This window comes from Enterococcus phoeniculicola ATCC BAA-412, from assembly GCF_000407505.1.
GTDB lineage: Bacteria > Bacillota > Bacilli > Lactobacillales > Enterococcaceae > Enterococcus_K > Enterococcus_K phoeniculicola.
The window spans coordinates 691,421-715,878 of sequence record NZ_ASWE01000003.1 but is presented as its reverse complement, the minus strand read 5'-3'; the positions used below and the strand labels follow the sequence as shown (position 1 = coordinate 715,878).

General features: G+C 35.0%; 13 protein-coding genes and 4 pseudogenes. 10 read left to right on the top strand and 7 right to left on the bottom strand.

Going from position 1 to position 24,458, the window contains the following annotated elements:
* Window positions 1-211: 211 nt before the first annotated feature.
* Window positions 212-1,951 carry a putative basic amino acid antiporter YfcC gene (gene yfcC, locus I589_RS13810; protein ID WP_010768390.1) on the bottom strand — a complete coding sequence of 580 codons (1,740 nt, stop codon included), beginning with the start codon at window positions 1,949-1,951 and terminating at the stop codon, window positions 212-214.
* Between the two features lie 518 nt (window positions 1,952-2,469).
* A complete protein-coding gene (locus I589_RS13805; RefSeq protein ID WP_010768389.1) occupies window positions 2,470-9,471 on the bottom strand; it encodes a SpaA isopeptide-forming pilin-related protein in 7,002 nt (2,333 codons plus the stop codon).
* A gap of 469 nt (window positions 9,472-9,940) precedes the next feature.
* Here I589_RS13805 and I589_RS13800 point away from each other — a divergent pair, with 469 nt between their 5' ends.
* Together I589_RS13800 and I589_RS13795 are read left to right on the top strand one after the other, a co-directional pair.
* Window positions 9,941-10,576: a substrate-binding domain-containing protein gene (locus I589_RS13800; protein WP_010768388.1), complete on the top strand. Its 636-nt coding sequence runs from the start codon at window positions 9,941-9,943 to the stop codon at window positions 10,574-10,576.
* Between the two features lie 153 nt (window positions 10,577-10,729).
* On the top strand, window positions 10,730-11,596 hold the full coding sequence (locus I589_RS13795; RefSeq protein ID WP_010768387.1) for a tetratricopeptide repeat protein: 867 nt from the start codon (window positions 10,730-10,732) through the stop codon (window positions 11,594-11,596).
* Between the two features lie 335 nt (window positions 11,597-11,931).
* Here the strand turns inward: I589_RS13795 and I589_RS13790 are convergent, their stop codons facing one another.
* From I589_RS13790 to I589_RS13780, 3 genes are all read right to left on the bottom strand, one after another.
* On the bottom strand, window positions 11,932-12,144 hold the full coding sequence (locus I589_RS13790) for a DUF2922 domain-containing protein (protein WP_010768386.1): 213 nt from the start codon (window positions 12,142-12,144) through the stop codon (window positions 11,932-11,934).
* 11 nt (window positions 12,145-12,155) lie between these two features.
* Window positions 12,156-12,362, bottom strand: a complete 207-nt coding sequence (locus tag I589_RS13785) for a DUF1659 domain-containing protein (protein WP_010768385.1) — start codon at window positions 12,360-12,362, stop codon at window positions 12,156-12,158.
* Between the two features lie 85 nt (window positions 12,363-12,447).
* Window positions 12,448-12,948, bottom strand: coding sequence for a hypothetical protein (locus I589_RS13780; RefSeq protein ID WP_034685252.1), 501 nt, complete (start codon window positions 12,946-12,948; stop codon window positions 12,448-12,450).
* Window positions 12,949-13,109: 161 nt separating this feature from the next.
* Between I589_RS13780 and I589_RS13775 the strand changes: the two genes are divergently transcribed.
* The 5 genes from I589_RS13775 (at window position 13,110) to I589_RS13755 (ending at window position 17,392) form a co-directional block, all read left to right on the top strand.
* On the top strand, window positions 13,110-13,877 hold the full coding sequence (locus I589_RS13775) for a hypothetical protein (RefSeq protein ID WP_010768383.1): 768 nt from the start codon (window positions 13,110-13,112) through the stop codon (window positions 13,875-13,877).
* A gap of 159 nt (window positions 13,878-14,036) precedes the next feature.
* Window positions 14,037-14,303, top strand: a complete 267-nt coding sequence (locus I589_RS13770; RefSeq protein ID WP_010768382.1) for a hypothetical protein — start codon at window positions 14,037-14,039, stop codon at window positions 14,301-14,303.
* Between the two features lie 71 nt (window positions 14,304-14,374).
* The gene (locus I589_RS13765; protein ID WP_010768381.1) at window positions 14,375-15,004 is read left to right on the top strand and encodes a helix-turn-helix domain-containing protein; all 630 of its coding nucleotides are present in this window, start codon (window positions 14,375-14,377) and stop codon (window positions 15,002-15,004) included.
* Between the two features lie 14 nt (window positions 15,005-15,018).
* A complete protein-coding gene (locus tag I589_RS13760; protein ID WP_010768380.1) occupies window positions 15,019-15,852 on the top strand; it encodes a dihydrodipicolinate synthase family protein in 834 nt (277 codons plus the stop codon).
* A gap of 268 nt (window positions 15,853-16,120) precedes the next feature.
* Entirely contained in the window at window positions 16,121-17,392 is a 1,272-nt protein-coding gene (locus I589_RS13755) for an O-antigen ligase family protein (protein WP_010768379.1), read from the top strand.
* A 1,316-nt stretch (window positions 17,393-18,708) separates the two neighbouring features.
* Here I589_RS13755 and I589_RS13745 read toward each other — a convergent pair.
* Window positions 18,709-19,390 (bottom strand): annotated as a pseudogene (locus I589_RS13745) (transposase).
* A gap of 110 nt (window positions 19,391-19,500) precedes the next feature.
* Between I589_RS13745 and I589_RS18635 the strand changes: the two are divergent.
* From I589_RS18635 to I589_RS13730, 3 pseudogenes are all read left to right on the top strand, one after another.
* Window positions 19,501-19,790: pseudogene (locus I589_RS18635) on the top strand (hypothetical protein); the annotation flags it as partial.
* A pseudogene (locus tag I589_RS18815) lies at window positions 19,780-20,379 on the top strand (transposase); the annotation flags it as partial. The pseudogenes I589_RS18635 and I589_RS18815, both read left to right, overlap by 11 nt.
* A 192-nt stretch (window positions 20,380-20,571) precedes the next feature.
* A pseudogene (locus I589_RS13730) lies at window positions 20,572-21,865 on the top strand (ISL3 family transposase).
* Between the two features lie 686 nt (window positions 21,866-22,551).
* On the opposite strand, the gene I589_RS13725 reads toward I589_RS13730, so the two are convergent.
* Window positions 22,552-24,321: a hypothetical protein gene (locus tag I589_RS13725; protein ID WP_010768374.1), complete on the bottom strand. Its 1,770-nt coding sequence runs from the start codon at window positions 24,319-24,321 to the stop codon at window positions 22,552-22,554.
* Window positions 24,322-24,458: the final 137 nt, after the last annotated feature.

Below are 24,458 nucleotides of genomic sequence, written 5' to 3'. Positions count from 1 at the left end.
ATCTTGCCACACAGTCAGATAAATTCATGTTTTTTCACTTTACAGAAATAACTGCGAACGTTTCGCTTTATCATAATTATGATAAAGCGAATCATCCACTCTTAAATAACCAATAAAAATACCTTTGTCTGCCTTTTTTCTAGGGACTCAAAAACCTTACCCATTAAACATAAGAAACAGTCTCTTGTTTTATGGATAAGGCTCTATTTAATTACTGTAATCCGATAGCAATTGCAATCATAATAAAGATTGTTCCTAATGCAAATAGAAAAGCTTGCATCTTAATTTGGAATTTTGCCCATTTAATCCATTCAATACGTGCAACACCCAGTACCCCAATCAAACTAGCAGAAACAGGAGTAAATGCATCAACAAAGCCTGCTCCTAATTGATAAGCTAAAACAGCTACCTGTCTAGGAACACCAATTAAATCAGACAATGGAGCCATAATCGGCATCGTTAAAGCTGCTTGACCAGAGTTTGATGTAACAACTAGATTGAATAAACTTTGGAAGATATACATCACCCATGCACCAACCATCGCAGGTACACCTGTCAATAGACTACCAATACTATGCAAGATAGTATTCAGTGCAGAAGGTACATTGGCATCTGAGCCTCCAAGAACTAATAGGATTCCTTTAGCCATCCCCACAACAATCGCCGTTCCAGCTAAGTCAGCTGCACCAGATTGAAATGAAGAAGCAATATCATTGATTCTCATATCATTTAGTTTGAATATCACTGCAATGATTCCTGCAGCAAGCCCCATAACAAAGAATTGAGAAGCAATTTCCGGAATATAATAGCCTTTTTGTGTAACTCCCCAAACAATCCAAATTAAAACTACTAACATTTCGACTAAAATCAATTTATGTCCAAGTGTAAATGCTACTTTTTCATCTGCCGTCTTCTTAATGTGATCTCTGAAATATTGATCGGTCTTGTGTGTTAGTGACGCTTCTGGATTTTTTCTAACTTTTTCTGCATAAAACATCATATATGCTGCAGATAGTCCTGTAACAACAACCCACATAATTAAGCGGAATGTCGCGCCAGATAAGACGGGAATTCCAGCAATCCCTTGTGCAACAGCCACACTAAATGGACTCATCCAGGAAGTTGCATTTCCTATCTGAGAAGCCACATAGGTGACGGTGACGGCGACAATCGAATCATAGCCCAATGCAATAACAAAAGGAACCATCACCATAGAAAATGGAATCACTTCTTCTGCCATTCCAAAAGTTGCTCCGCCGAATGAAAAGGCAAAGAAAAGTAATGGTAGTGCTAAGCGTTCCAACCCTTTTGTTCGACTAATAAATGCAAAAATTCCAGCATCAATAGCGCCTGTTTTCATAATAATCCCAAAGGAACCACCAACCACTAGAATAAGAGCTGCAATCCCTACCGCCGAGCCATATTTATCGCCAGACACAAGCCCTTCAAAAACAAAATTCAGAAACCCAAACCCATTAAAATCATCAGTTCCCCAAATTTTGGCTGTTTTATGAAGCTTTTTAGAGGTGTCATACATCTTATTTCCATATTCATCATATAAAACATCATCGGTTAAAGAAAGCTCATCCAACTTTTCTTGTGTAAGATTTTTTTCTCCCTCCGACAAAACAGCCGCTAGTCCCTCTTCTGGAACATCTAACTTTTCCATCTCACTTGGATTTTGAGCAAGCTCTTCTAGCTGATCAAAGACAAATGATTTATCTAATGGATAGTCATAACGAAACGAGTCTTGACGTAAAACAGTTCTCGTACTTGTTTCTCCATTGGCATCCTTATACTCAATTTCTTGTGTACTAAATTTACCTGCCGGTACTAAAAACGTTAAAATCCATGCGGCTATCACTACCCCAAAAATAATAACATATGTATGCGGTGTTCGCATTTTTGTGAAATCCTTTTTCGGCTTCATATTTCCCACTTTTTCTTCCATTCATTTACCTCCTGCTATATCCAAAAATAATTGCTTTTTGCATAAAAACTCAAAAACCACTCCAAATTATACCACGATTTCTTCGTTTGAAACATGGTAACTCGATGAGAAAAAGAAAATTTCTACTCTTATCATAAGTTGTTCCTCTTTATTTTGCAAAATATACTACTATTTGCGAGGGATTTTCCCTTTTGCTTTCTATCTATTCGACTAAATGAATAACCATTCGTAAACTTTCAAAAAAATTCATCGCTATCTCAAACTTTTCCAGCAAACTATACATATAAAAAAGTTTTATTGATGAAAATGTGACGTTGCTCAAATTCTATTCCTTTTTCATACACCTAGGATTTAACAACATACATTGCTCCCTGCATTAGTCAAAAAGAGTGAGGGTGAGACATAACTATCTAAGTTATATCTCACCCTCGTAAAATCTTAGTAACTGGCGAGAACAAAAGCAACACATTAATTCATACTTCTGTCCCGAACTTCTTCAATGCTATCACTAGATTACTTTATTTTTTCTTTCTCCAAAAATAGCCAATTCCGACTGCTGCTAATACCACGATGCCTATAATTACAAATGAAGTATTTCGTTGATCATTCGTTTGAGGCAAATGATTTTTTGACTTATTCATTGGTTTTGGCGTTGTTGGCTTTGGTGCAACAGGTTTTGATATCTTCTTGTTCAAGAAATCTCCGCCATTTTGAATAGCCGGTTCATTTTCAGCAGTTTTATCAATCGTAAAGGTGACCGTCTTTTCGCTAATCTTATAGCCAGTTGGCGCTTTAACTTCAACGAATTGATACGTTCCTGGGGCTAGATTTTTTACCGAGACTTTTCCTTTTTTGTCAGAAATGAGGTTTGATTTCACTGTTTTTCCATCACGATCCACTACCTTGAATTCAGCCCCTTGTAATGGTTCATTTTGTTCATTTACTTTCGTTAGCTCAGCGATGCCTCGGTAATTAATAAAGTGTTCTGAGATATTCACCACTTCAGGTTTTCCCGCATCGTTATCCTTAATAACAAAGTCGATTGCCTTCGTATTCAAAATATACGTATCCGGCGCTTTGGTTTCAATTAACTGATAGCTTCCCGGTGCGATTCCTTGTGCTTTGATAACCCCATTTGCATCTGAAATCAGTTTGTCTTGAACGGTTTTCCCTTTGCTGTCTACAAGTTTAAATTCAGCCCCTGCTAGAGCCTTATCCTTCTCATCTACTTTTGTCATAATGACTGAGCCTTTATAATTGATAAAATGTTTATCAATAGTCACCACTTCGGGTTTCCCTTTTGCCTGATCCTTAATTGTAAAGTCCGTTGGTGTTGTATTCAATAGATACCCACTTGGCGCTTTTGTCTCGATAAATTGATAATCGCCAGGTGCAAGTCCCTCCGCTTTTACTTCCCCATTCGTATCAGAGGTTATTCCTGTTTGAACGGTTTTTCCTGTTGTATCGACAATGTTAAATTCAGCTCCTGCCAACACTTTATCTGTCTCATCAACTTTTGTCATAAGAACTGAACCTTTGTAATTAATGAAGGAATCTTTGATAGTTACTGTTTCAGGTTTTCCTTCTGCCTGGTCATTAATCGTAAAATCGATAGGCGCTGTATTCAATAGATACCCATTTGGCGCCTTCGTTTCGATAAATTGATAATTTCCAGGCGCAAGTCCCTCTGCTTTTACTCCCCCATTTGTATCAGAGGTTATTCCTGTTTGAACGGTTTTCCCATTTGCATCAATAATCTTGAACTCAGCATTCTGTAATCCAACGCCCTGTTCATTTTCTTTTGTCAAAAGAACAGAACCTTGATAATTGACTAAATTCCCTTCAACTTCCAGTCCTTCAAGTCCCTGTGCTTTTTCGGAAATGACTACTTCAATCGGTTCTGTATTCACAATATAACCATCCGGAGCTTTCGTTTCCACCAAGTAATACGTTCCCGGTGCAAGTCCCTGTGCTTGAATATGACCTTTGATTGCATGTAACTCTGTTGTTTCTTTTCCGTCCATTCCAATGACTGTGACAGGTTGCTTTCCTGCTTTATCAGTTGCTAAGACAAATGTACCGCCTTCTAGAAGCGTTTGACTTTCATTTGTTTTTGTAATATCAATCTTTCCACGATAGTTCGCAATACTGCCCAAATCAACGGCATCCGGTTTTCCTGCTTGTTCTTTAATTTCAAATGCATGCTCAGTGGTATCAAGTACGTAACCTGCTGGTGCTTTGGTCTCCACTAATAGATAGTTTCCGATAGACAGACCCGCAGCATAAAGTTCACCTTTACTATCTGTCGTAATCGTATCGGTTTGTTGTCCTGTAGCATCTCTCACAGAAATAGGACCATTTCCTTTTGAACCATCTGGATTTTGCTCATAGATTTGGAATTCAGCGCCTGTTAAGCCTTCTGAAGTTAGCTTGTCCCCATCTATTTTTTGACCAATTATTTCTGATTCATAGTTTTCAAAGTCAAAGTGATCGACTGTTCCTTCAATACTTGGATCCACTACAAAATAAATTGGCTGGTTATTAATAATGTAGCCAGGTGCTGCTTTTGTTTCCACTAGCTTATATTGTCCAGCGCCCAAATTATCAATGGGTAAGATTCCCGTTGCAGGAACTACAATCGTTTTTTCAAATTTCTCTTGTCCATTTTCAATAACATAGAGGGCAAATTCAGCTCCTGCAATTGAGCCATGTTTCCCAGTTTTCTGAATTTCTGCTTTTCCTTTGAAGTTTTGGAATTCTCCTTTGTCTACTATCACTGGTTGATTGTCCGTTTTATCAGGAATCGTAACTTTTACGGGATAGGGATTGATTACATAATCTGTGCCATCTGCCAATTTTGGTGCTTTAGTTTCTACCAAATAATAGGTTCCTGGGGCAAGATGGTCAAATTGAATTAAGCCGTCTTTTCCAGAAGTCACTTTATCTAGCTCCTTCATTTGATCATCATAAAGAGTAAACTCAGCACCTTCTAAGAATTCATCTGCTGTATTCACTTTATGAAGGGTAATTGATCCTTGATAATTGGTGATAGTCCCCGCTTTTACTACTTCTGGTTTTCCATCACTTGCAGCAGAAATAGTAAAATCAATTTTTTTCGTATTCAGTATATAGCCAGTTGGCGCTTTGGTTTCTACAAATGAATAATCCCCTGGGGCTAACTCATCTATGGAAATTTTCCCATTTACATCAGAAGCTAAATTATCCTTGATTGTATTTCCCTTAGCATCTACCACTTTAAAGATCGCACCTGCTAACACTTTTCCTGACTCATCTTCTTTGATTAACTCCGCTGAGCCTTTGTAATTAAATGCTTGTCCTGCATTAACCTCTGCTGGTTTAGCTGCTGCTTGATTGGTAATTGTAAATGGATATTTTTTTGTATTTAAAACATATCCTGCGGGTGCTTTGGTTTCCACAAAGAAATAATCTCCCGGCGCAAGTCCATCTACATAAACCTTTCCGTTTGCATCAGACACTAAATTATCCTTGATTGTATTTCCCTTAGCATCTATCACTTTAAATGTCGCACCTGCTAGCGTATACTCATCGCTTGTAAATTTTGTCAACACAGCTGAACCCTGATAATCAATCATAGAAAGCTCAACTGTTGGAATTTGATTTTGATCTGTTTTTGCCACCGTAAATTCAATAGGAGTCGTATTCACAAGGTAGCCTGCGGGTGCTTTGATTTCGGTTAGGCGATAATGTCCTAAAGGCAAACTGTCAATTTCCAGTACCCCTTGTGCATTCGTGACTAAAGGACCGGGAGTCACATCAATCCATAGTAGTCCTTGTTGTTTTTCTAGTCGAAATTCCGCATTCGCTAATTTTTCCCCTTGTTCACCAGTTTTCGTTAAAATTACTTTATTTGGTTCATTGACGATCGCTGTCGGTTTTGCTGTTTCTGATGAGGTACCTGCTGTTATCGAAATTCGTCGTCCACGAACTAAGTCATCTGGAATCGTGTATCCTGCTGGAGCAGTTGTTTCAACAAGTAAATATTCGCCTAGCTGCAGATTTCCGAATGTAATTTTCCCTGTAACGTCCACATCTCCCTCGCGAAGAATTTGTGATTTTGTTGTATCCCACAACTGGAAGTGAGCCCCTGCTAAGAAAACTGATTGATCTTCATTTGTCTTTTGAAGGGTAATACTGCCCTTTTTCCCTGAAGCAGTTCCACCACTATGATCCACTTCTACAGTGATATCTTTTCCACTATTATCTGTGACCGTTTTTTCTCCATCACCGGTAACCGTCGCTTCGTTAGTTAATTTATCCTTGCTTCCAGTCGAAGATGAATTAATTAATGCACGGTACTCCATATAATATGCGGTTGAAATTTCATGGAGGAATCTCACTTCAATGACTTGATCTCCTGTGACATTATCAGTTGTCATACTCAAGGAATAGTCTACTCCCTGTATTAAAGGTTTGGATTTATCCGGAGTAATCGTTCCATCCACAGCAACCGTTGTTTCATAAAGTTGAATCGATTGTTCGTCTACAATCTGATTATTCGATGGCTTATCGGTAACCACTACATTTTTTAATACTGACTGAGCAGGATTGATAGTAACATGCCAGTTGACATAATCAGGATGGTTCTTATCTTGTTCTCCTGATTTTTGTACATGAGCGCCCCCATTATTGACAGTAACTTTTCCTAGAACATCTCTATCTCGTCCATCATTTGAATACGTTGCATGGTTATCGTATTCCTTTGATTCATCAATCACCTGTCCAACTAAAGATGTTTCAAATTCAACAATATAGGTGTGCTGACTTTGATCAGGAAACCGAATATCAAACGTATGCCCATTTGCTGCTGTAGGTTCAGTAACTGATTTCATTAAATGATTATCAGGTGTATTGTCATCTTTTACTACTGTTCCATTCGAATTCGTATGGGCTTCATAAACATTTAAAGAACCTGCAACATATTTTTGATTATCTAAAATTTTATCCGTTAAAAACGCATTATTTAATATATTTCCACTTAAATTTACTGCAATCGACCATGTAATAATTTTTGTCTGTGCATTGTAAGCACCACTTTTTTGAGCATTTAGTGAAAAAGATGAATCTGGTTTAAACTCGCCTTTATCTTCAGAGTGATGTTTATCTTCATTAGCTGATAACCAGTCTGCACTGATATCATTTGTAAAATGATCGAGTGAGGGATCATTTGGATCAATTAATACTGAATTAAAGCTCGTCGTATATTTTATTGTAAAGGCTTCATTGGTTGGATTGTAACTCCCTAAAAACTTCAACTCATAACCAGTCTGCTGATTTTGACTATTTAGAGTAGGTACAATACTGTAATCGACTCCTTGTTGCAACGTTTTCCCTGAAGAGCTGGTTACCGTTAATTCATAGCCTGATAAATCAGGTGTTTTTACTAGCTCTAAACCCGGAACAGGTGAAAAGGTGTCGGTTAATACCAAGTCATACATATCATAATGGTTTCTGTTTACTTGAATAATCCAATCAATCGTCTTATTTTGATAGTCAATACTGTTTTTATCTAAATATTTAATGACATTTTGTTGTTCTGCCGTTCCTGAACCGTTTCCTGTTTCTCCAGTGCCCACTTCTACTTTATTATCAATTGCTGTAGGATCAGTAATAATCCCTTCAACCTTTGATTTGTATTCGATTTTATAGGCACTCGTAACGTCTTGTAAAAATTCAATAACAAAGCCATCTCCATTAGGATTTTTAACTAATTTGTAATCCGTTCCTTCTACTAATGGTGTACTTCCTTTGATTTCTTCTCCTTTAGGACCATAAGTGACAGGATAAATGACAGGGTCTCCAGATAACGTCATATTACTACTCATAGTGTCTGTAATGACTGCATCTTTTTGAGCGATTGTTTTTTCCCCATAGTTATAGTTAATTTCCCATGAGAATTCTTGTTTATCTGGGTCATACCCCACTTGATTTTTTTCAACCATTTTCCCAAAAGTATTGGTAACACTTGCTTTTGCATCCAAACCATCTGGATTTGTATCATCTGTCAACGTAGCTGTATTAACAAACGTTACTTTTCCTCCCTGATCTGGAATTGCATCCTCATCAATACTCGTTACATATTCTACACGATAAGCATCTGAGGTTTTTCCTTTAATCGTAACGTTCCCGTTTGCGTCAACTGTATAGTCACTTGGCGATAATTCTTGCCCAACTTTTTCAATCGTTCCATCTAGGTTCATCTCAAGTTTATAAACTTTTACTGATTGATAGCTTAAACCTGCAGGCCATTTTTCTGTAATTGTTGGATTTTCTAATTCATTCATTGCCTGGTTAAAATCAACTGCCCATGTGACTTCTGTTGGGTTTGGCGTTCTGTCAAAATGACCACTTTTGGCAATCGAAGTATCGGTAGCAGGCTTAACCGTTACTTCAACTGGTGGAATCTTATCCTCTGTTGGAAACGTGATTTGATGATCTCCAGGTCCATCAATATGAACTTCATCAAATTTTGTACTAAAATCAAACGTTCCTTTTATATCTGTTTCCTTTGTCACATTATCATTAAATGTCATCACTACTTGACCATTTACGTCCATCTCGTAGGTTCCATACACTTCACCATTAGCATCCTTTAACTCGCCTGTTTGACCCGCTATGGGTTTTACACCTGTTGGTAACATAAAGGTGAATTGATCCCCCGGCTGAATTTGTTGACGAACTTCTTCTGGGATAGACCAGTCATAGTGAACGCGGACTTCAGCATCCGCCGGTACAGGCTGCTGCAGTTGATTGCCATTTTTATCATAGTAAGTCACATCTGCACTATCAATAATCGTTCCTTGACCATTTGGAAAATACGTGCGGATATCTGTGCCCGTTGCAGCTTTTGGCTGCTGTTCTTTTATTTTATCAGTGGTTTCATTTGTCTTTTGACTTGAAGACTCTGTCTGCTCGCTTGACTGCGATGTTTCAGTATTATCTGTCTGGCTTTCTGTTGTTGCTTCTGCTGTCGAACTCTGTGTTTGGTCGGTACTTTGCGTTTCATTGGTACTTTCAGAAACACTAGATTCTGTCACTTCAGACGGAATCGTTACGGGTATTGTCTGGTCATCTAGTTTTATCGTCATTGTCTGACCCAATGTTTCAGCTGCTATAGATGCAGTAATTGAGAATGTTCCACTGCTTTTAGCACTCACATGAAAAGTCAATTTATCTGAAGAGGTAGTATAAGTTGACTCTCCAACTCCCAAAGACTGAGGATCTTTTGCTACAAAGCTTGTCCCTTCAACAATTGAAAGCGAGTCTTCAATCGTAGTCTCCCCATTATTTGTTATTTCCCCCGCTAATTTAAGATTTACTGACGCATCATCATTTTTTGACAACTCCGCAGTCTTTATTATAACTGGTGCTGTTCCTTCATCTTTTGTTTCAGCTACTGCTAGAATTGGAACAAATGACTGCATGAATACAATCAGTGTCATAAAGCTGTATACTAGTTTTTCAACTTTTTTATTTTTCATTCATAAAGTCCTCCTTTATTTCCCCCAAGTATATGGACTATTCCTTCGCATCTCCACTAATATACACCGTTATTTTAACTTTCTAATCCATTTTCCTTATCATTCACATTTCAATAACAAATTATAGATATATGATTATTTTATTCACAAGATTGCTTAAATACACCAAAATGAACTATATAGAAAAACGTTCAAATACATTCAAATAATTGAACATATTTGAATGTATTCTCCATTTTTTTATTTTCATGTTATTTTAAACGAACGCTCCATTCTTTTTCTACTAAGTAGTCCTTCTATTTTATAATGAAAGAAAAACTTATTTTCAATGTTGTTTTTTCATAATAGCGTTTTATTTTTTAACCTAAATTTGAAAGAAATACCAGCTTTTATTTCGATAACAGGATTTCTAAGTATCCAAACGGCTTTCATCTAGTTTTTCTTTTAAGTCTCATGCTGTATAAAATATATGCAAGCACGCGTTTCTTTCATCTCCATAGGACAATTGCTCAATCGTCAAATGGCAAATCTTCCTATTTGTAGTGTTCAAACAGACAATTTCAATGCGACCAAAGAACTAACAAAATATCTTTTTAAAAAAGGGCATAAAAAAATCGGACTTGTCACTTCCGATAGTCAAGTCACAACTATAGACGAGCGAGTTAATGGCTTTTTATCATCACATATTGATGAAGGGATTGTTGTAAATCAAACACAGATTCTATCAACTATAGACTCTGTTGTCCCTAACTCAACCCGTGATATTTCAGAAGACATTCAGGCGATCTCTGAATTCATTCAAAGAAATAAGGACATGACTGCCATCCTATCCACCGAATACAATATTGCTCTTTTAGCCAAAAGTGCAGTCGAGCTATTGGAAAAATCTATTCCAAATGACTTTTCTATTGTGTGCTTTGACCATCCGCCGATTAATATTTTTGATATAAACGCATTTACCTTTACACATATTCAGCAAGACCAGATGAGTATTGGTAACAGAGCTGTTCAATTACTCTTAGATAAAATTGCTAATCCTGCACTTATCAAAAAGATTAGCTTAGGCTACAGTTTAATCGAAGGACAGTCTGTCCATAGAATTTAAATACGCGGACCTTCATCAAGACTATTTTCCTCTTGGTAAAGGTTCTCTTTTTCCAAAGCAAAACATGACATTTCTCGTTAGTAATAAACTTGTTATTTTATTCTTTTCATACTATACTTTTCTTAATGGGGATTACTGAATAGGAGGTATGATGTGGAGGTTAATGGTACATTTATACGAACAATTCGCCGAGCAAAACAATTGTCTCAGACACAGTTAACAAAAGGGATTTGTCCAACAGAAGTCCTTATAACGGTTGAAAAGGAAAACACATGTGAAAGTTTAGATTCATTGTCGGCGATTTGCTATCGGTTAGATTTAACGATTTCAGATGTATTGGAAAACGCTCAGCTACGGGAAACTTTTTCCTTGCTGAACATTGTTGGCAAGCTTTGTGCCAAGACACGTTACGAATCGGCTTTAACTTTGATGGAAAAACATTTGGATTTAGAATCCATTGATGACTTTCAGCTTCTTTCCCGGGCACTTTATTACTTGGGTATTACAACCCTTCTTGGAAAAAACGAGAAAGACCAGGCCTTTATTTACTTCAAACGAGCAATCACATTAGGAGAATTCCAACATTTATATACAATACTATCTATTAATGGGATGGCTGCCTGTTTTTCTTTCTCTGGAGAACATAAACGTGCAAAAACTTATTACGAAAAAGCGTTAATGTTAATGGAGCAGCATGTGCCTGCTGAGTGTATTGAATGCGCCGATATCTATTATACAAGTGCAAAGTTTTACTCAACCCAAAATAATTATTCCCGTGCCTACGAACTATGTACTATGGGGATTTTACTTACTGAAAAAAATCATTCTACACACATGCTTGAAGGACTATATTTTGAGCGTGGAAAAAATCAAGAAAATGGCCAGTTAAGAGGGGTATATACACCCCAGGAAAATTACTTAATTGCAGAAGCTCTATCTGCGATTAACCAAAATGAGCAATTACATAGTCAGATTCAGACTCACTTGAACAAACAAAAAATCAAAACTAGCATTGAATAACTATTTTGGTTGACTAGTCTTAATTATCCCTAGTCTATTTAAAATAAGCAGACTTCTTTTTTGAGAAAACGAGAAAGTTGCACAAACGATAACGATTGTATTATAATAATGGCGTAAAGAGTTTTGGGGAAAGCTCTTTCGTCAGCGTGTATGGGGAGAGACAATTGTTGTCTCTCTTTTTTATTTTGGTTTCTTTTATCTAACGTCGTTATAGCTTTTCTTTGGTAAAAAAAGAGAAGGTAGGACATAACTAATTTAGTTATACCCCACCCTCGTAAGATTTTAATAAAGGTTTTGAAAAGAAGTAACTCTTATTTTAGAATGATTGGTTTTCGTTAAAACAACTCTGTTTCAATCGTTTCAACGTACTTTGCGCCACTTACTTCTCGAAATAATGCGACGCCTTCTTTTTCAAAAATCGTTAATTTTTTAAATGCCTCCATTTTTTCACGAACTTCTTCTGCAGTCCAATCTTCCTTTGTCAAGCTTGGTTTAAATGTATGTTTCCCGCCTACTGCATTTAAAAAAGATAAGTGTAATTCTTTCATTTTGTTTCCTCCTATTTTCTATAACTTACTTGTTCTGTTTTAATGACCGACTCGCAAATCGTTGCATCCGGAGCAAAACTAGCTAAAATATCGCCTAGATCAAAAATTTGAGCTTCCTCAGGATTGGGTGTGATATTTGCTAAGTTTTGTTTTTTTGTCTTCTCCACTCCAGGTTCTTTTAATACCACCGTTAGTTTCGTACTATCTAATGTTTTCATTTGTCTAACCTCCTCAATTTTTGTAAGTTGTGCACGACCTACATCATTAGTAACGATTCTTCATCGAGAAATTAAAAGAAAATATCTATTTTCTCAAAAAATATTTTTTTAGCAGTCGGCTTTTTTTATTTCGTATTGTCTGTGAGCTTACGTTGTACTTTCTAGCTAACAACTCAATATCCGTTTCTTGCAGTAACGCTAATAAAAATTCTTTTTCTTCGATCGTTGCCCCATGCCAAGCTGTTTCAAATAGATTCATTTCTTCAACTTTTGCTTCTATTGAATGCGCAGCTGGCTCCTGATAATAGAGGATTATTCGTTGGCGTATGTCTATCTGTCTTTTTTCTATTCGTTGAAGATCCTTCACTTTCCATGATAATCGCTGAAAAAGATAGCCTAGTGGATAACTTTTTTTAAATTCATCAATAGAATGGTGCTGGTTTGTCAACTCAAAAAATAAAAGTTTTATCCGCTGTAAATAATCCTCATATGAGGAATTATTTTTGTATATATGACATTTAAATAACACAACTCTAAATAGTCCTTCATAACTTATTAGTAAATCTTCAAATTCTCTTTCATTCATGATACACATCCCCTATCAAACTCCGGCCGGTAGGAAAATCATAAAGGGAATGTAGTCTAAAAACAAATGGGAAAATAACAGTCAGAGGAGGAAAATTGCAGAAATTTCTATAACTATTCATGGTACACTATCTCTGAAAAAAGTTTAGAGGGGGATTACTTATGCATAAACATTATAGATTTAGAAAAAATCAAGTCACTCATTCAGCTTGTCATACAAACACGACCTTTCAGAAATTTATTCATGCACAGTCTATTCACTCCATTCATAGCTGTAGTCAATTTGCCAATCGCTTAACGCTACATTTTTCAGATAACTTTTTTGAAGAAATCTATGCCTTACTTCCCATAGAAAATAATTTCACTCATCCACAAACCCTCATTATCTATAAAAATCGGCTAAGTCTTATCGATCATAGCCCATTGGAATGTGTTCATATGTTATTAAAACAGATTCATTTTCTTAACTATATAACTTATTGCAAAACCATCGCGCAGTTTTTCCCAAACAATATTTATAAAATACCTGTTGCAACAAAAGATTATGTACTATTACCCATGGAAGCTCCTGATCATGCTCAATCCACTATTTGGATAAATCCAGCGCAAATTTCATCTATCTCTTCTACTGAACTGGATACTCTTCTAACTCTTTCAAATAAATTCTGCATTCAAAGCCCTATCCAAAGAAGAAGTCTGCAAAGTTCCATGGCTCGGTCGTTTATCATTTGGGGAATTATTCGGCAAGAATTCCTTTATCCAGAAAAACGTCTTGAAAACGTCTATTTGGCAGATTATCTAAATGTCCGGATGACACCCATCACTTCAAAAATTTTCAAGAAACTGGCACAAACAGACTATACGATAAAGAAATGGGCTTTCACAAAACGCTATCAAGAAATTTCTCAAAAAGAATCGCTTCATGAATGATAAAAATGGAGAGAGTAAGAGCAGAAATAGGAAGCGTTTCCCAATTCTTTTATGCATGAGCCACTATTTCAAACGTTTCCTCCCAATTTCCAGAGAAAAAGGTAGCATTTTTCTTAAGAAAGTGATAAATTAGAGCTAGTCGATGTTGGAGGTAGAATCTTGAAATTATTTAAATCAATGTGTGGTCTTTCACTAATTTTATTTGCCATTCAATTTATAGCTTCCACTTTTTTTGATCCATCTTTTTCTCAAAAAGTGGGCTACTTTTTTGTTGCGGCTCAAGGATTTTTATTCTTCAGCTACATATTGTTGTTTGGACTTTATACAACTGTCCGAGTAAACTACAACAAACGAAAACAAGTAAGTGCATTAGAAAAGACACCGACTGTACAGAAACGTAGTCACTATCATAATAGAGCTGCGTAGATTCCTTCACTCATTCTTTATAGGAAGTATGAGTGTGGGATTTTTTTATAAAAATCAGCAGGAGAATAACAATGAACAAAAAACAAATTCACTATTGGGCACAAATCGCTCAATTCATTATTCATATAAATCCGACGAAATGCGAAATTTTACTTCAAACAGTTGACTCAAATGCAGCCATCCTTAATGTTTGGTCTAATGACAAACCCACTTATCAAGAAGGGGCGCCCTTGCCCTTTTTTTCAGCTAAACTCATAGAAACTAAACAACAAATTCCTAAAGACCAACTGTATGTTGATACATCATTAACACCAACAAAAAAAGCCTCCACCTTATTGATTCGTGAAGAGGAAAAACTTATCGGTTTATTAAGTATCATTCAAGATGTTTCAGCCTATCAAGAAGCAGCCGCAACCATTCTCTCTCTCGTGAATTTACAGCATCTTCTTGAAGAAAAACCAACTACTCTAACCTCTGCTGCTGATGAACCTGCAAAACTTATTTCAGAAATCATTCAAGAAGTCTTGCTAACTCTTCAACTAGAGGGGCATCGAAAGTATAATAAAAAGCAAAAATTAGCTATCATTTCAGAATTAAAAAAACGCGGTGTTTTCCATACAAAAGGAGGAGTTTCTGAAGCATCTAAACTTCTAAACATCCCTGAACCAAGCATGTATCGTTATTTATCCAGTCTTTCGTAAAAGGAGAATTAATTATGACTTTAACCGAAGTTTATCACGTTTCTGTCCCCACTGCTTTTTACCCAGACGAATCACTTAATACAGAAGCTACGATTCAACATATTCTCTCATTAAAGGCAATGGGGATAGGCACTGTCTTACTCTGTGGCTCTATGGGCGAACAACACAGTCTGACTCTGGATGAAAAATTGCAACTGTTAGAAGCTGTAAACAAGGAGTCTCAACTGACCTTGCCGTTTGAGCTGATTTTTGGTGTTTCCAGTATTCGACAAAAAGAAGCAGTCCATCTGACAAAAGAGATTGAAAAAAGTGCCACAGTTTCCGGTATTCTTCTCGGCTTCCCTCCCTATATCTTACCTACACAGGAAGAAGCAATTCAGTATGTTCAATCAATTTTGAAAGAAACTACAAAACCAGTTCTTTTGTACAATAATCCTAGAAGAACTGGCTTTAATTTATCTATTTCTGCTTTTTCTGAATTAATAAAACAGCCAAAAATCATTGGAATCAAAGAAGCTGGAGACCGCTCTCGTCTTCTTGAGATAAAAAAAGTCGCATCAAAAGACTTCTTCATCTATGCTGGTGGTGAACAGGAATTATCAGACAAAATAGCAGTAGGATTTAATCGCCTTTCCAGCATTGCTGGCAATCTTTATCCACTAGAAACACGTGACTGGTTCACTCAAATGCTTTATCCAGAAACTTTTATAAAACAAACTGACTTTAAATCCTTACTCCAAGAAATAGACAAACTAGCCACAGTGAGTCCCGTCGTCTATCTAAAAGATCAGCTTACAAAAACAACAGGTATCCCCATGGGCATTTGTCGAACACCCTTGGGGAACTAAAAAAACAGCCTTCCTGAGAAAGATGGTCTTTCTTCAAGAAGAGCTGTTTTTTAGAACACATTTCTTTTGTGTAGTTTCATCATAAAACTTTTTAGGTTATTCTAGTCCTTCAATCACTAAGTTTTCAATGCTTGCTGCTTTGATTTCAGTAATATTTACAATTTATTATCGAAACTAATCAAAATTACATAATAAAATATAAAATATTTAACCTAAATCTCCACTAATACTATATAATTATAGATAGAAATAATTAGGAGGAAGCACCTTGAGAAATATTAATTTAAAAAAACCCAAGTTTAATATGGTGATACTTGGACTATTATCTACTATATTAATACGTTATACTATTACATCTAGCATTGTCTACTTCTATATGTTTTTTTTGATTCTTAGTATACTTACTACTATCATTTTAAAAAAAATTGAAACTAAAAAAAAAAATATATATTTGATTATTTTAGCTTCTTTTATTGCGTGTTATACGATAGTAATTTCTACATCAGAAATAGATTATGTCTTAAAAAGGTATATGATATTCTATCTGGTTTTGATTTATTGTCTAATTAAATTTGTACAATTAGACTATTTTTTTGCAGAAAAAACTTACTACAGCCTTTCAATTATGCTAAATATATTTTCCGTTGCAAATCTGTATCAAACAATTTTCAAAGTTCCACTTCTAAAAGATTATATGGATTTAATAGAAACAGGTTTTTACTATCATTTTGGTGAATCTAGTTTTAGAACCATGTCCGTATTCAATCATCCGATAATTAGTGGTTTATTTTTCATTTTTTTATTTTTCATTAATTTTTACACAATCAAAAAAAAGTCTATTATGATCATTTTACAATCTCTAGCAATATTGAATATATATACTTCTCAATCTAGAAGTTCTTGGTTAGCCTTTATATTTGTTTGTGTACTATACATCACTATTAATAAAAAAGATATATTAAAAAATTTATTTAAACTTAATGTGCCTCTGTCACTTCATATTATTAGATTTTCATTGCTACTCTTATTCATTGCTTTCATATTTTTATTTGGAGAATCAGTTGTAGCTTCGGTGATAAAAAGATTTGGTGACTCGTTAAGTCTAAATTCTACAAGTGGGTCAAATCTTCAACGCCTATCTACTATGAATTTAATACTTAATCACATGTTTAGTCAAAATCTGATTCGTATATTCTTGGGATTTGGAGGGGGAACTGTTAGTTTATTTATGCTAAATAATCCTATTTTAATAGATAATTTCTCCACACCAGATAATCACTATCTAACATTATTTTATGAATTCGGAATTATTGGTTTGTTATTTTATATTAGCTTGATACTTTACATCATCTATAAATTTTATAGTAAAAAAAATAGACATTGGACTGTAAATTTATCTTTCTTGTGTTTCATGACCATTAATTTTGAATTTATTTTCTTTGAAGCTTGGCCTGTTGTCTTAGTCATGCTAGCTTTCTTAATTGCTCATTTGTTATTTAACTTTAAAGAAGATCAAAATATGGTTATACATATTAATTAAAGTCCTTAAATGACCATTTCAACTATTTTTAAGTCCGATATCCTGACTATTAACTAATCAAAAAGAGTCTCTTTCACTGTTTAACGTAATTGTCCAGTATATTTTTGAGTTCTTTGTCAAATGGTATTGTTTAAAAAAACGTCACAGAATTGAAAACTTTTTTGTATTACCTCCATAACATGGACTGATATCCAAGTTATGGGGTGTTTTATATAATCAAATATTTATACGAATGAAAGAAACAAGTTGTTCAAGTTTATCTAGAAGGCTTTGGTAGTCATAGAAAATCGCTAAGAAATATAAGTTAGCAAGTAAAGGAGTTATTTTAAATTAGTTAAATGTCTATGAACATTACGGTTTTGAAAAGCTAGAAATCAAAAGAAAAAAACGTTCTTATACAACTAAATTCAAGGAAAAAGCGGTACAATATTACAGAACATGACAAACTGTCTTATCGTGAGGTTGCGAATCAACTCGGAAGAGATAATCCTTCTCTGCTCGCAATATGGGGACACAAATATACTGCGATAGGGACAAATGCCTTTAAAAATAATAGAAAGTCTCAAGGGGATGACACTTTTATAAGCACAGAGCCATCAAAAAAGAAAGACAATCAACGTGTACAAGAATTAGAAATACAACTCTGACAAGCCCGAATTGAAATTGATTGTTTGAAAGACTACGAAAGAAAAAACGAATAAATAAAAATCGAAATAATTCGTAGTCCCCGGAATCAATACCTATTAACAGAACGACTAAAAGTTCTGTACCTCTAAATCTAGCTATTTCTCTACATCCCTCCCACTTCTGAAACAAAAGATGAAGAGTGAGTAAATCAACTAATAATGATTCGTCAGAGTCATCCTAATAATTATAGCTATCGCTGGATGACTGCTATTTTGATAAAGGGAGGGGGAATTATTAATGAAAAACGAGACTTAGAGTGATGAGAAAGCTTCAACTACTTATGACGAACTATCATCAATCCCCCAAATATAATTCATATAAAGGAACTGTAGGAAAAGTGGCTCAAAGTCTTGTAAAAAGAAGGTTTGAGATCTCTGTTTTACATCCAAAAATGATAATAGACACCACAGAATTTAAATATTATGAAGAGGGTGTAGTAAAAAAAACATATCTGAATCCTTTTCTTAATTTGTTCAATTGGTAAGTTATCTCTTACAGTCTTACTAAAAAAACACATGCACGAGCGATTATTAATGCATTAAGGAAGTAATTAGTAAAAGTTCAAATTGTCTTTATTGGATTGCGTCAAGGATTATGTGTAAATGGAAAATCCATTTCATTATTTTAAATTAAAACATTGATTCTAATGTATCTTGAATTTCCTTAAATCCTTTATGTACTCTACCTAAAAACTTTTGGTTATATTCATTGAACTGAGAAACAAGGAATCTCTCCAGAGATTCTTCATTAGGAAATTGTTCTTTTCTCTTTGTATATTTTTTTAACTGTTTATTAAATCCTTCAATCAAGTTAGTTGAGTAGATGGTTCTTCTGATTGATGGTGGGAAGTTATAGAAAGTTAATATAGCAGGATTCAAGAGTAATTTAACAATTCTTGGATACTGCTTTTTCCATTTTTCTGTCATAAAAGTTACTTGTTCAATTGCTTTCTCTTTTGAAGTCGCTTGATAGACAGTTTTAAAATCACTACAGATTTCTCTTTTCTATCCTTAACACGAACTTTATGAGCGATGTTTCTAGAGACATGAACACAGCATTGTTGAAATTGAGCATTTGGATAAATACTAAGAATACTATCGTCAATACCACTTAAACCAAACATGAGTAATTCCCATTACGGGAATTACCTGAATTAAATCCGGCTCTATCATATTTTTCGTAGTCAAGAAACGCTGTCAGTTCAGCTTTTAATAATGAGTGAATAGCTAACTCTAGATGACGGCGAAACAAATCATCCAAATCGCCTTTATTGATTAGTGTTTCCATAATTTCTGTAGTAAAATTATTCATGCGAAAATCCTCCTATAAAATTTCTGTGTGGTAACTTTAATTTTACAGAATGGACTTTCTTTTTTTCTATTCTAAATTTTTATTTATACACAATATTTTACGCTGTCCTTTATCGTCGCACCATTCATTCTGATCAAGGATGGATGTTATCAAATGTATCAGTATATAGATACATGCAAAAAAATCACATTTTTCAATCTATGAGTCGTAAAGGAAACTGTTACGATAATTCTGTAGTGGATAACTTTTTTGGCTTACTTAAACAAGAAATATTAATGACTGGATTATTTTCTACAACCAGAAACGAATAAAAAAGAAATTAAATTGGCTTTCTCCAGAAGAATATCGTTATAACAAAAAAGGGATCTACGATATTTGTTGTTGTTACATCAGTTACTAAAAAGGGCTTTCCAAAAGCAAAAGTCTCCATTGATTGTTTTTATATCATCCAACAACTGACTAAAGCTCTTAATAAACAACGAATTCGAGCCATGAATAATCTGAAAAAGAGTAATTCTCAAAAAATGAAGGACTGTCGAAAACTAAAGAAATATTGGTGAACGATTCTAAATAAAACACGCTAAAATTAATTATGCTTCATTAAAACAATACCCATTATTCAAAAAGAAATATCTGACTGAGTCAGAAGTACTCGATCATTTATTGGCGACCAATGAACAGCTGCGTCAAAGCTATGTAATCTATCAAGACTTGTTAGATATCTTTGATGCCAAAGATTTTGACGATTTTTATCAAATGATTGATACGCTGCCTTTTTCAATAGACTCAGCTTTTAAAAAATCGATTCTCTATTTAAGGAAATATAGAAAAATAATCATCAATTCCCTTAAATTTTCGTACTCCAATGACCAGTTAGAAGGAAAGAACAATCGAATCAAAGTCATAAATCAATTACTTTTGGTTTTAGAACCTTCCGCCATCTTCGCATACAAGTGATGGTCAAACAAAGGCTCTGCGAAATTATTTAATAACACAAAAAAGGGAAGTGCCGAAACACTTCCCTTTCGCGATTTAACTATAACAGCTCTATAATCTATGGGACTGATGAATCAGAAATGATTCTTCAGTCCCCTTTTTTCATTTTAGGTATTAAAAAACATATCGTTCTCTAGTATGATTAAATCACCACAAAATAAAAAATTGAGAGGACGATATGCTCTATGAAAAATTCTATCAAAAAAGGCTTCGATTAACAGACAAAAATTTAGAGGTGACCGGCGTTTCTCACGAAACTATTCAAAATCAACGCCATTTAGTTATTGAAGCCTCTCTTTCGCCAAGCCCTTACGTTTGCACAACCTGTAATTCTTCTGCAAAAGATGCACACGGAAAGCCTATTATTGTCAAAAGCGGAAAGAAAAGAGTACTGGTTCGATTTGATCCCTTTAATCATATGCCTATGGTTATGCGTTTGGCAAAGCACGTTACACCTGTAAAAATTGTCAAACCCACTGGATAGCTCAAAGTTATTTTGTACTACCAAACCATTCAATCGCCACTCATGTGACCTTCAAAATAATCGACTGGCTTTCTAAAAAAATGTCGCTCACTTTTATCGCGAAGTATTGCCACGTTTCACTGACTACCATTATTCGTACCCTAAAGGAGTTGGGGTGGATTTGCCTGCTACATCGAAAAATACTTTGCCCAAAGTATTAATGGTGGATAAGTTTCATTCCCATACTTCAACAGAAGATAAAATGAGTTTTATTTGTGCAGATGGGGAAACAGGGAAATTAGTGAATTTTTTGCCCTCAAGAAAATTATCCACTTTAACTGCGCATTTTCAGAAGTTCTCTAATCCCTCAGAAGTGGCATTTCTTGTGACAGATATGAATACGGCTTATTTCCAACTAACTAAGAGCGTATTCCCACAAGCAAAGTTAGTGATTGACTGGTTTCATATTATCAAGCATTTAAATAAAGCCCTTCAAGACTTTCGTGTTCGTGAAATGAAACGACTTATAGGTAGTCATCAACGAGAGGGCTACCAAAAACTAAAGGCCAATTGGCGTATGCTAACAAAGAATCGGCAAACCATTAATCATACAGAGTACAAAACGTGGCTGAGATTCCCCACTCCTAAATACCCTTACTTAACTAGAAACCATGGTCGTTAACCGTCTGTTAGACTATTCAGAATCATTAAAGCAAGCGTACCACTACTTCCATGATTTAACAGATTACTTTAGAGAAAAAGAGTCAGAGGTATTTATTTCTCTTCTAGAAAGACTTCCTGAAACATTAGATGACGAGTTTCGAAGAAACCTTCAGAACCTTCCTTCTTACAAGGAAGGTATACAAAATGCACTTCTTTATTCCTATTCCAATGGGAAGATTGAAGCAAAGAATACACATATAAAAACATTGAAACGCGTATCCTATGGATTTAAATCATTTGAGAACATGAAAATTAGAATCTTTTTGATGAATCGGTTGATTGAGATAAAATAACAAAAATCCATAATAAAAAGAAGACTCTCTTCATTCTGGATTTCCTTTAACTCAGCCCATCAGTCCTTATTGACAAAGAGCCACTAAAACAATACCATTTGACAAATATCCAAAAAAAGCTAAGCAAGATTGCTTAGCCCTAAATGGTCCATTTTTATGGATGCACTACATTTTGAAGTAGAGAAATCTATTCTTTTTTTAATTAATTATTAGATTGTTTTTTGAAACTGTAAAAGACTTTTCCAATTCATCTTCTTTTTCATTTGTTCATTGTTGTAATAAGTAACCAAATGCTTTTTGTCATAAAAAATTTAGTGCTCCTACTCATTTTGAGTAACAACACCAAATATTATAGAGCTATTTTTGATGTTGATAAAAATATCTACATCTGTTTTTTTAACTAAAAATAGATGAACCCCAATTAAGAAAAGAGTATCTAGATATCATCAGATTTAAAAGATAAAAAATACTTTTTGATTCTATTTTTTGAGTAGAGACCAATAATTCCAAAAATTTTTATGATTTCTATTGCTACACACTAATCTGATTTTCGAAACAATAAAGATTTTTATTATACCAAAAAACATCTCCTAAACTCGAATACATCACAATTTTTATTAAGCTTTAAAGATAGAAGAACGCCAAAAACCCAATGGCTAACATTGACTAAATATCTTTTTTATATGTTATTCTAGTCCTTCGATTACTAAGTTTTCAATGCTTGCTGCTTTAGCTTCCGCGGTTACAACTGCTTGAAAATCTACTTTATCTCCTTCTTTTAGGAAAAGAGCCATTGGACTATTATTTGTTGTCACGCTGTAGATTGTCTTATCTTCTTCCAATAAGAAGGAAACCACTGTTTGAGCTTCTCCTGCGACAATTGTTACACGAGAGACTGTTCCTTTAATTGTTTGAAGATTTGAAGCATCTGTACTTGTATTATTACTTCCTTTTGTAGCAAGTTCAATCCGATAAGCATCTAGCGCACTCTGCGCAGCATCCGCATCAACAACAATATCATTGTCTACTGCATTAATATATACGTATTTTTTGAATATTCCTTTACTATCCATTAAAGAAACAATCCAAGTCGGTACACCGTCAATGTTATAAAGAACAGGCATACTCGCCTTCCATTTTTTTTCAGGATAGATTTTTGAAGCGATAGAAATTGCCCCATCACTGTCCATGATTCCTACTTTTGAATCTCGATAGTAAGTGACCTGTCCAGTCCGTGCATTAATTAACGAGTAGCCCAAAGCTGAATCTTGATCTTCATCTCCACTTGTAAAGTCTGTAAAATACAACAACTGCTGTCCCTCTGTATCCATCATCGGGGTGATTTGACCAGAAGCATAAATGCCATTTTCAGTTGGTACCTTCACATCTTTTTTGGCACCAAACATCGTCTGGTTCCACCAGCCTTGACTGTAGCGACCAAAGTATTCATTGATGCTATTTGCTGCTGCACTTGTAATCGGCGCATCAACAAAGCTTGGCACTTCTTTGCTATCGTAAACTTTTACTTCCCCTGTTGTTGCATTTAAGACAGCGGTCTTAAATTCATCATAGTTCATTCGACCGGAAACACCATATTCTTTATACAAGGTTTGAACATAATGCGGATTTCCCTCTTCATCTATCTCTAAATTAATTTTTCCAGTCGCCGCATATCCTGGAAATGCAGCATAAATTTTACGTGCAGCGTCCTTTCCAAAGTAGGCAGATGGTGTATAAACAAGCGGTTTTTCAACAAATTCCGGCTGAGCATTAATATCCGTTGCACTAATGATGAAATAACCTGGCACTTCACCAAGCTTCATCCATTTAAAGAAACCATTAAATTCCACGGTAGCAACATACACATACTCTCCATTTACCACTTGTGCAGTAATTCCATCTAAAGTAAACATATTAGAGTTTGGAATGACAGAGAATTTTTGAAGCATTTTTCGTTTCGCAGTCTCTGGAGCAATCGCAATTGGCGTTTCCTTTGTAGAAGTCAACACTTCAGCCTTTTCCTCTGTCTTCAACGGAATAGTGTTATATACTTCATCTATTGATGTCAGCTGTGTAACTGCGCTTATTGCAAACAATAGAATCATTCCAAGAATACTTAAACCAAGTACACGACCTGACCAATCATTCTTCTGCGCAGGACCAACTTCTTTTCGCTTTTTACCTAATGCTTTTGTTGCGGCTTCACTCACTGAACTTCTTGCCACAAGGAGCCCACCAGCAACTGCTGCACCAACTAAGTTAATCCACAACACTGTTGACAGTGTCTTGCTTGGCAACGCAACATATAAAAAGATACCTAATAAAATTAATTCAAAAACTAATAAACCAATTGTACTTTTCAATTTTTTTCCTTTTGTCGCAAGTAAACTCACACCATTTGCAACAAGCAGACCCATTCCAAAATACAACGTTAACCCTATAAAATCTAAAAGCATACTCTCTCCTCCTTCGCACAAGATAAAAAAAGGACTCCCACCAAAGGTAGAAGCATCACTTGTGATTGATTTAATTATAATAGATAGATAGAACTCTTACAATATCTGTACTAAAAAATCGGTCTAAGGATGTAGGG

Coding starts and splice junctions, on each gene's coding strand:
- yfcC (WP_010768390.1), bottom strand. CDS start 1,951: ATGGAAGAAAAAGTGGGAAATATGAAGCCGAAAAAGGATTTCACAAAA.
- I589_RS13775 (WP_010768383.1), top strand. CDS start 13,110: ATGCATAAACATTATAGATTTAGAAAAAATCAAGTCACTCATTCAGCT.
- I589_RS13760 (WP_010768380.1), top strand. CDS start 15,019: ATGACTTTAACCGAAGTTTATCACGTTTCTGTCCCCACTGCTTTTTAC.
- I589_RS13785 (WP_010768385.1), bottom strand. CDS start 12,362: ATGAAAACATTAGATAGTACGAAACTAACGGTGGTATTAAAAGAACCT.
- I589_RS13780 (WP_034685252.1), bottom strand. CDS start 12,948: ATGAATGAAAGAGAATTTGAAGATTTACTAATAAGTTATGAAGGACTA.
- I589_RS13765 (WP_010768381.1), top strand. CDS start 14,375: ATGAACAAAAAACAAATTCACTATTGGGCACAAATCGCTCAATTCATT.
- I589_RS13790 (WP_010768386.1), bottom strand. CDS start 12,144: ATGAAAGAATTACACTTATCTTTTTTAAATGCAGTAGGCGGGAAACAT.
- I589_RS13800 (WP_010768388.1), top strand. CDS start 9,941: ATGCAAGCACGCGTTTCTTTCATCTCCATAGGACAATTGCTCAATCGT.
- I589_RS13725 (WP_010768374.1), bottom strand. CDS start 24,321: ATGCTTTTAGATTTTATAGGGTTAACGTTGTATTTTGGAATGGGTCTG.
- I589_RS13805 (WP_010768389.1), bottom strand. CDS start 9,471: ATGAAAAATAAAAAAGTTGAAAAACTAGTATACAGCTTTATGACACTG.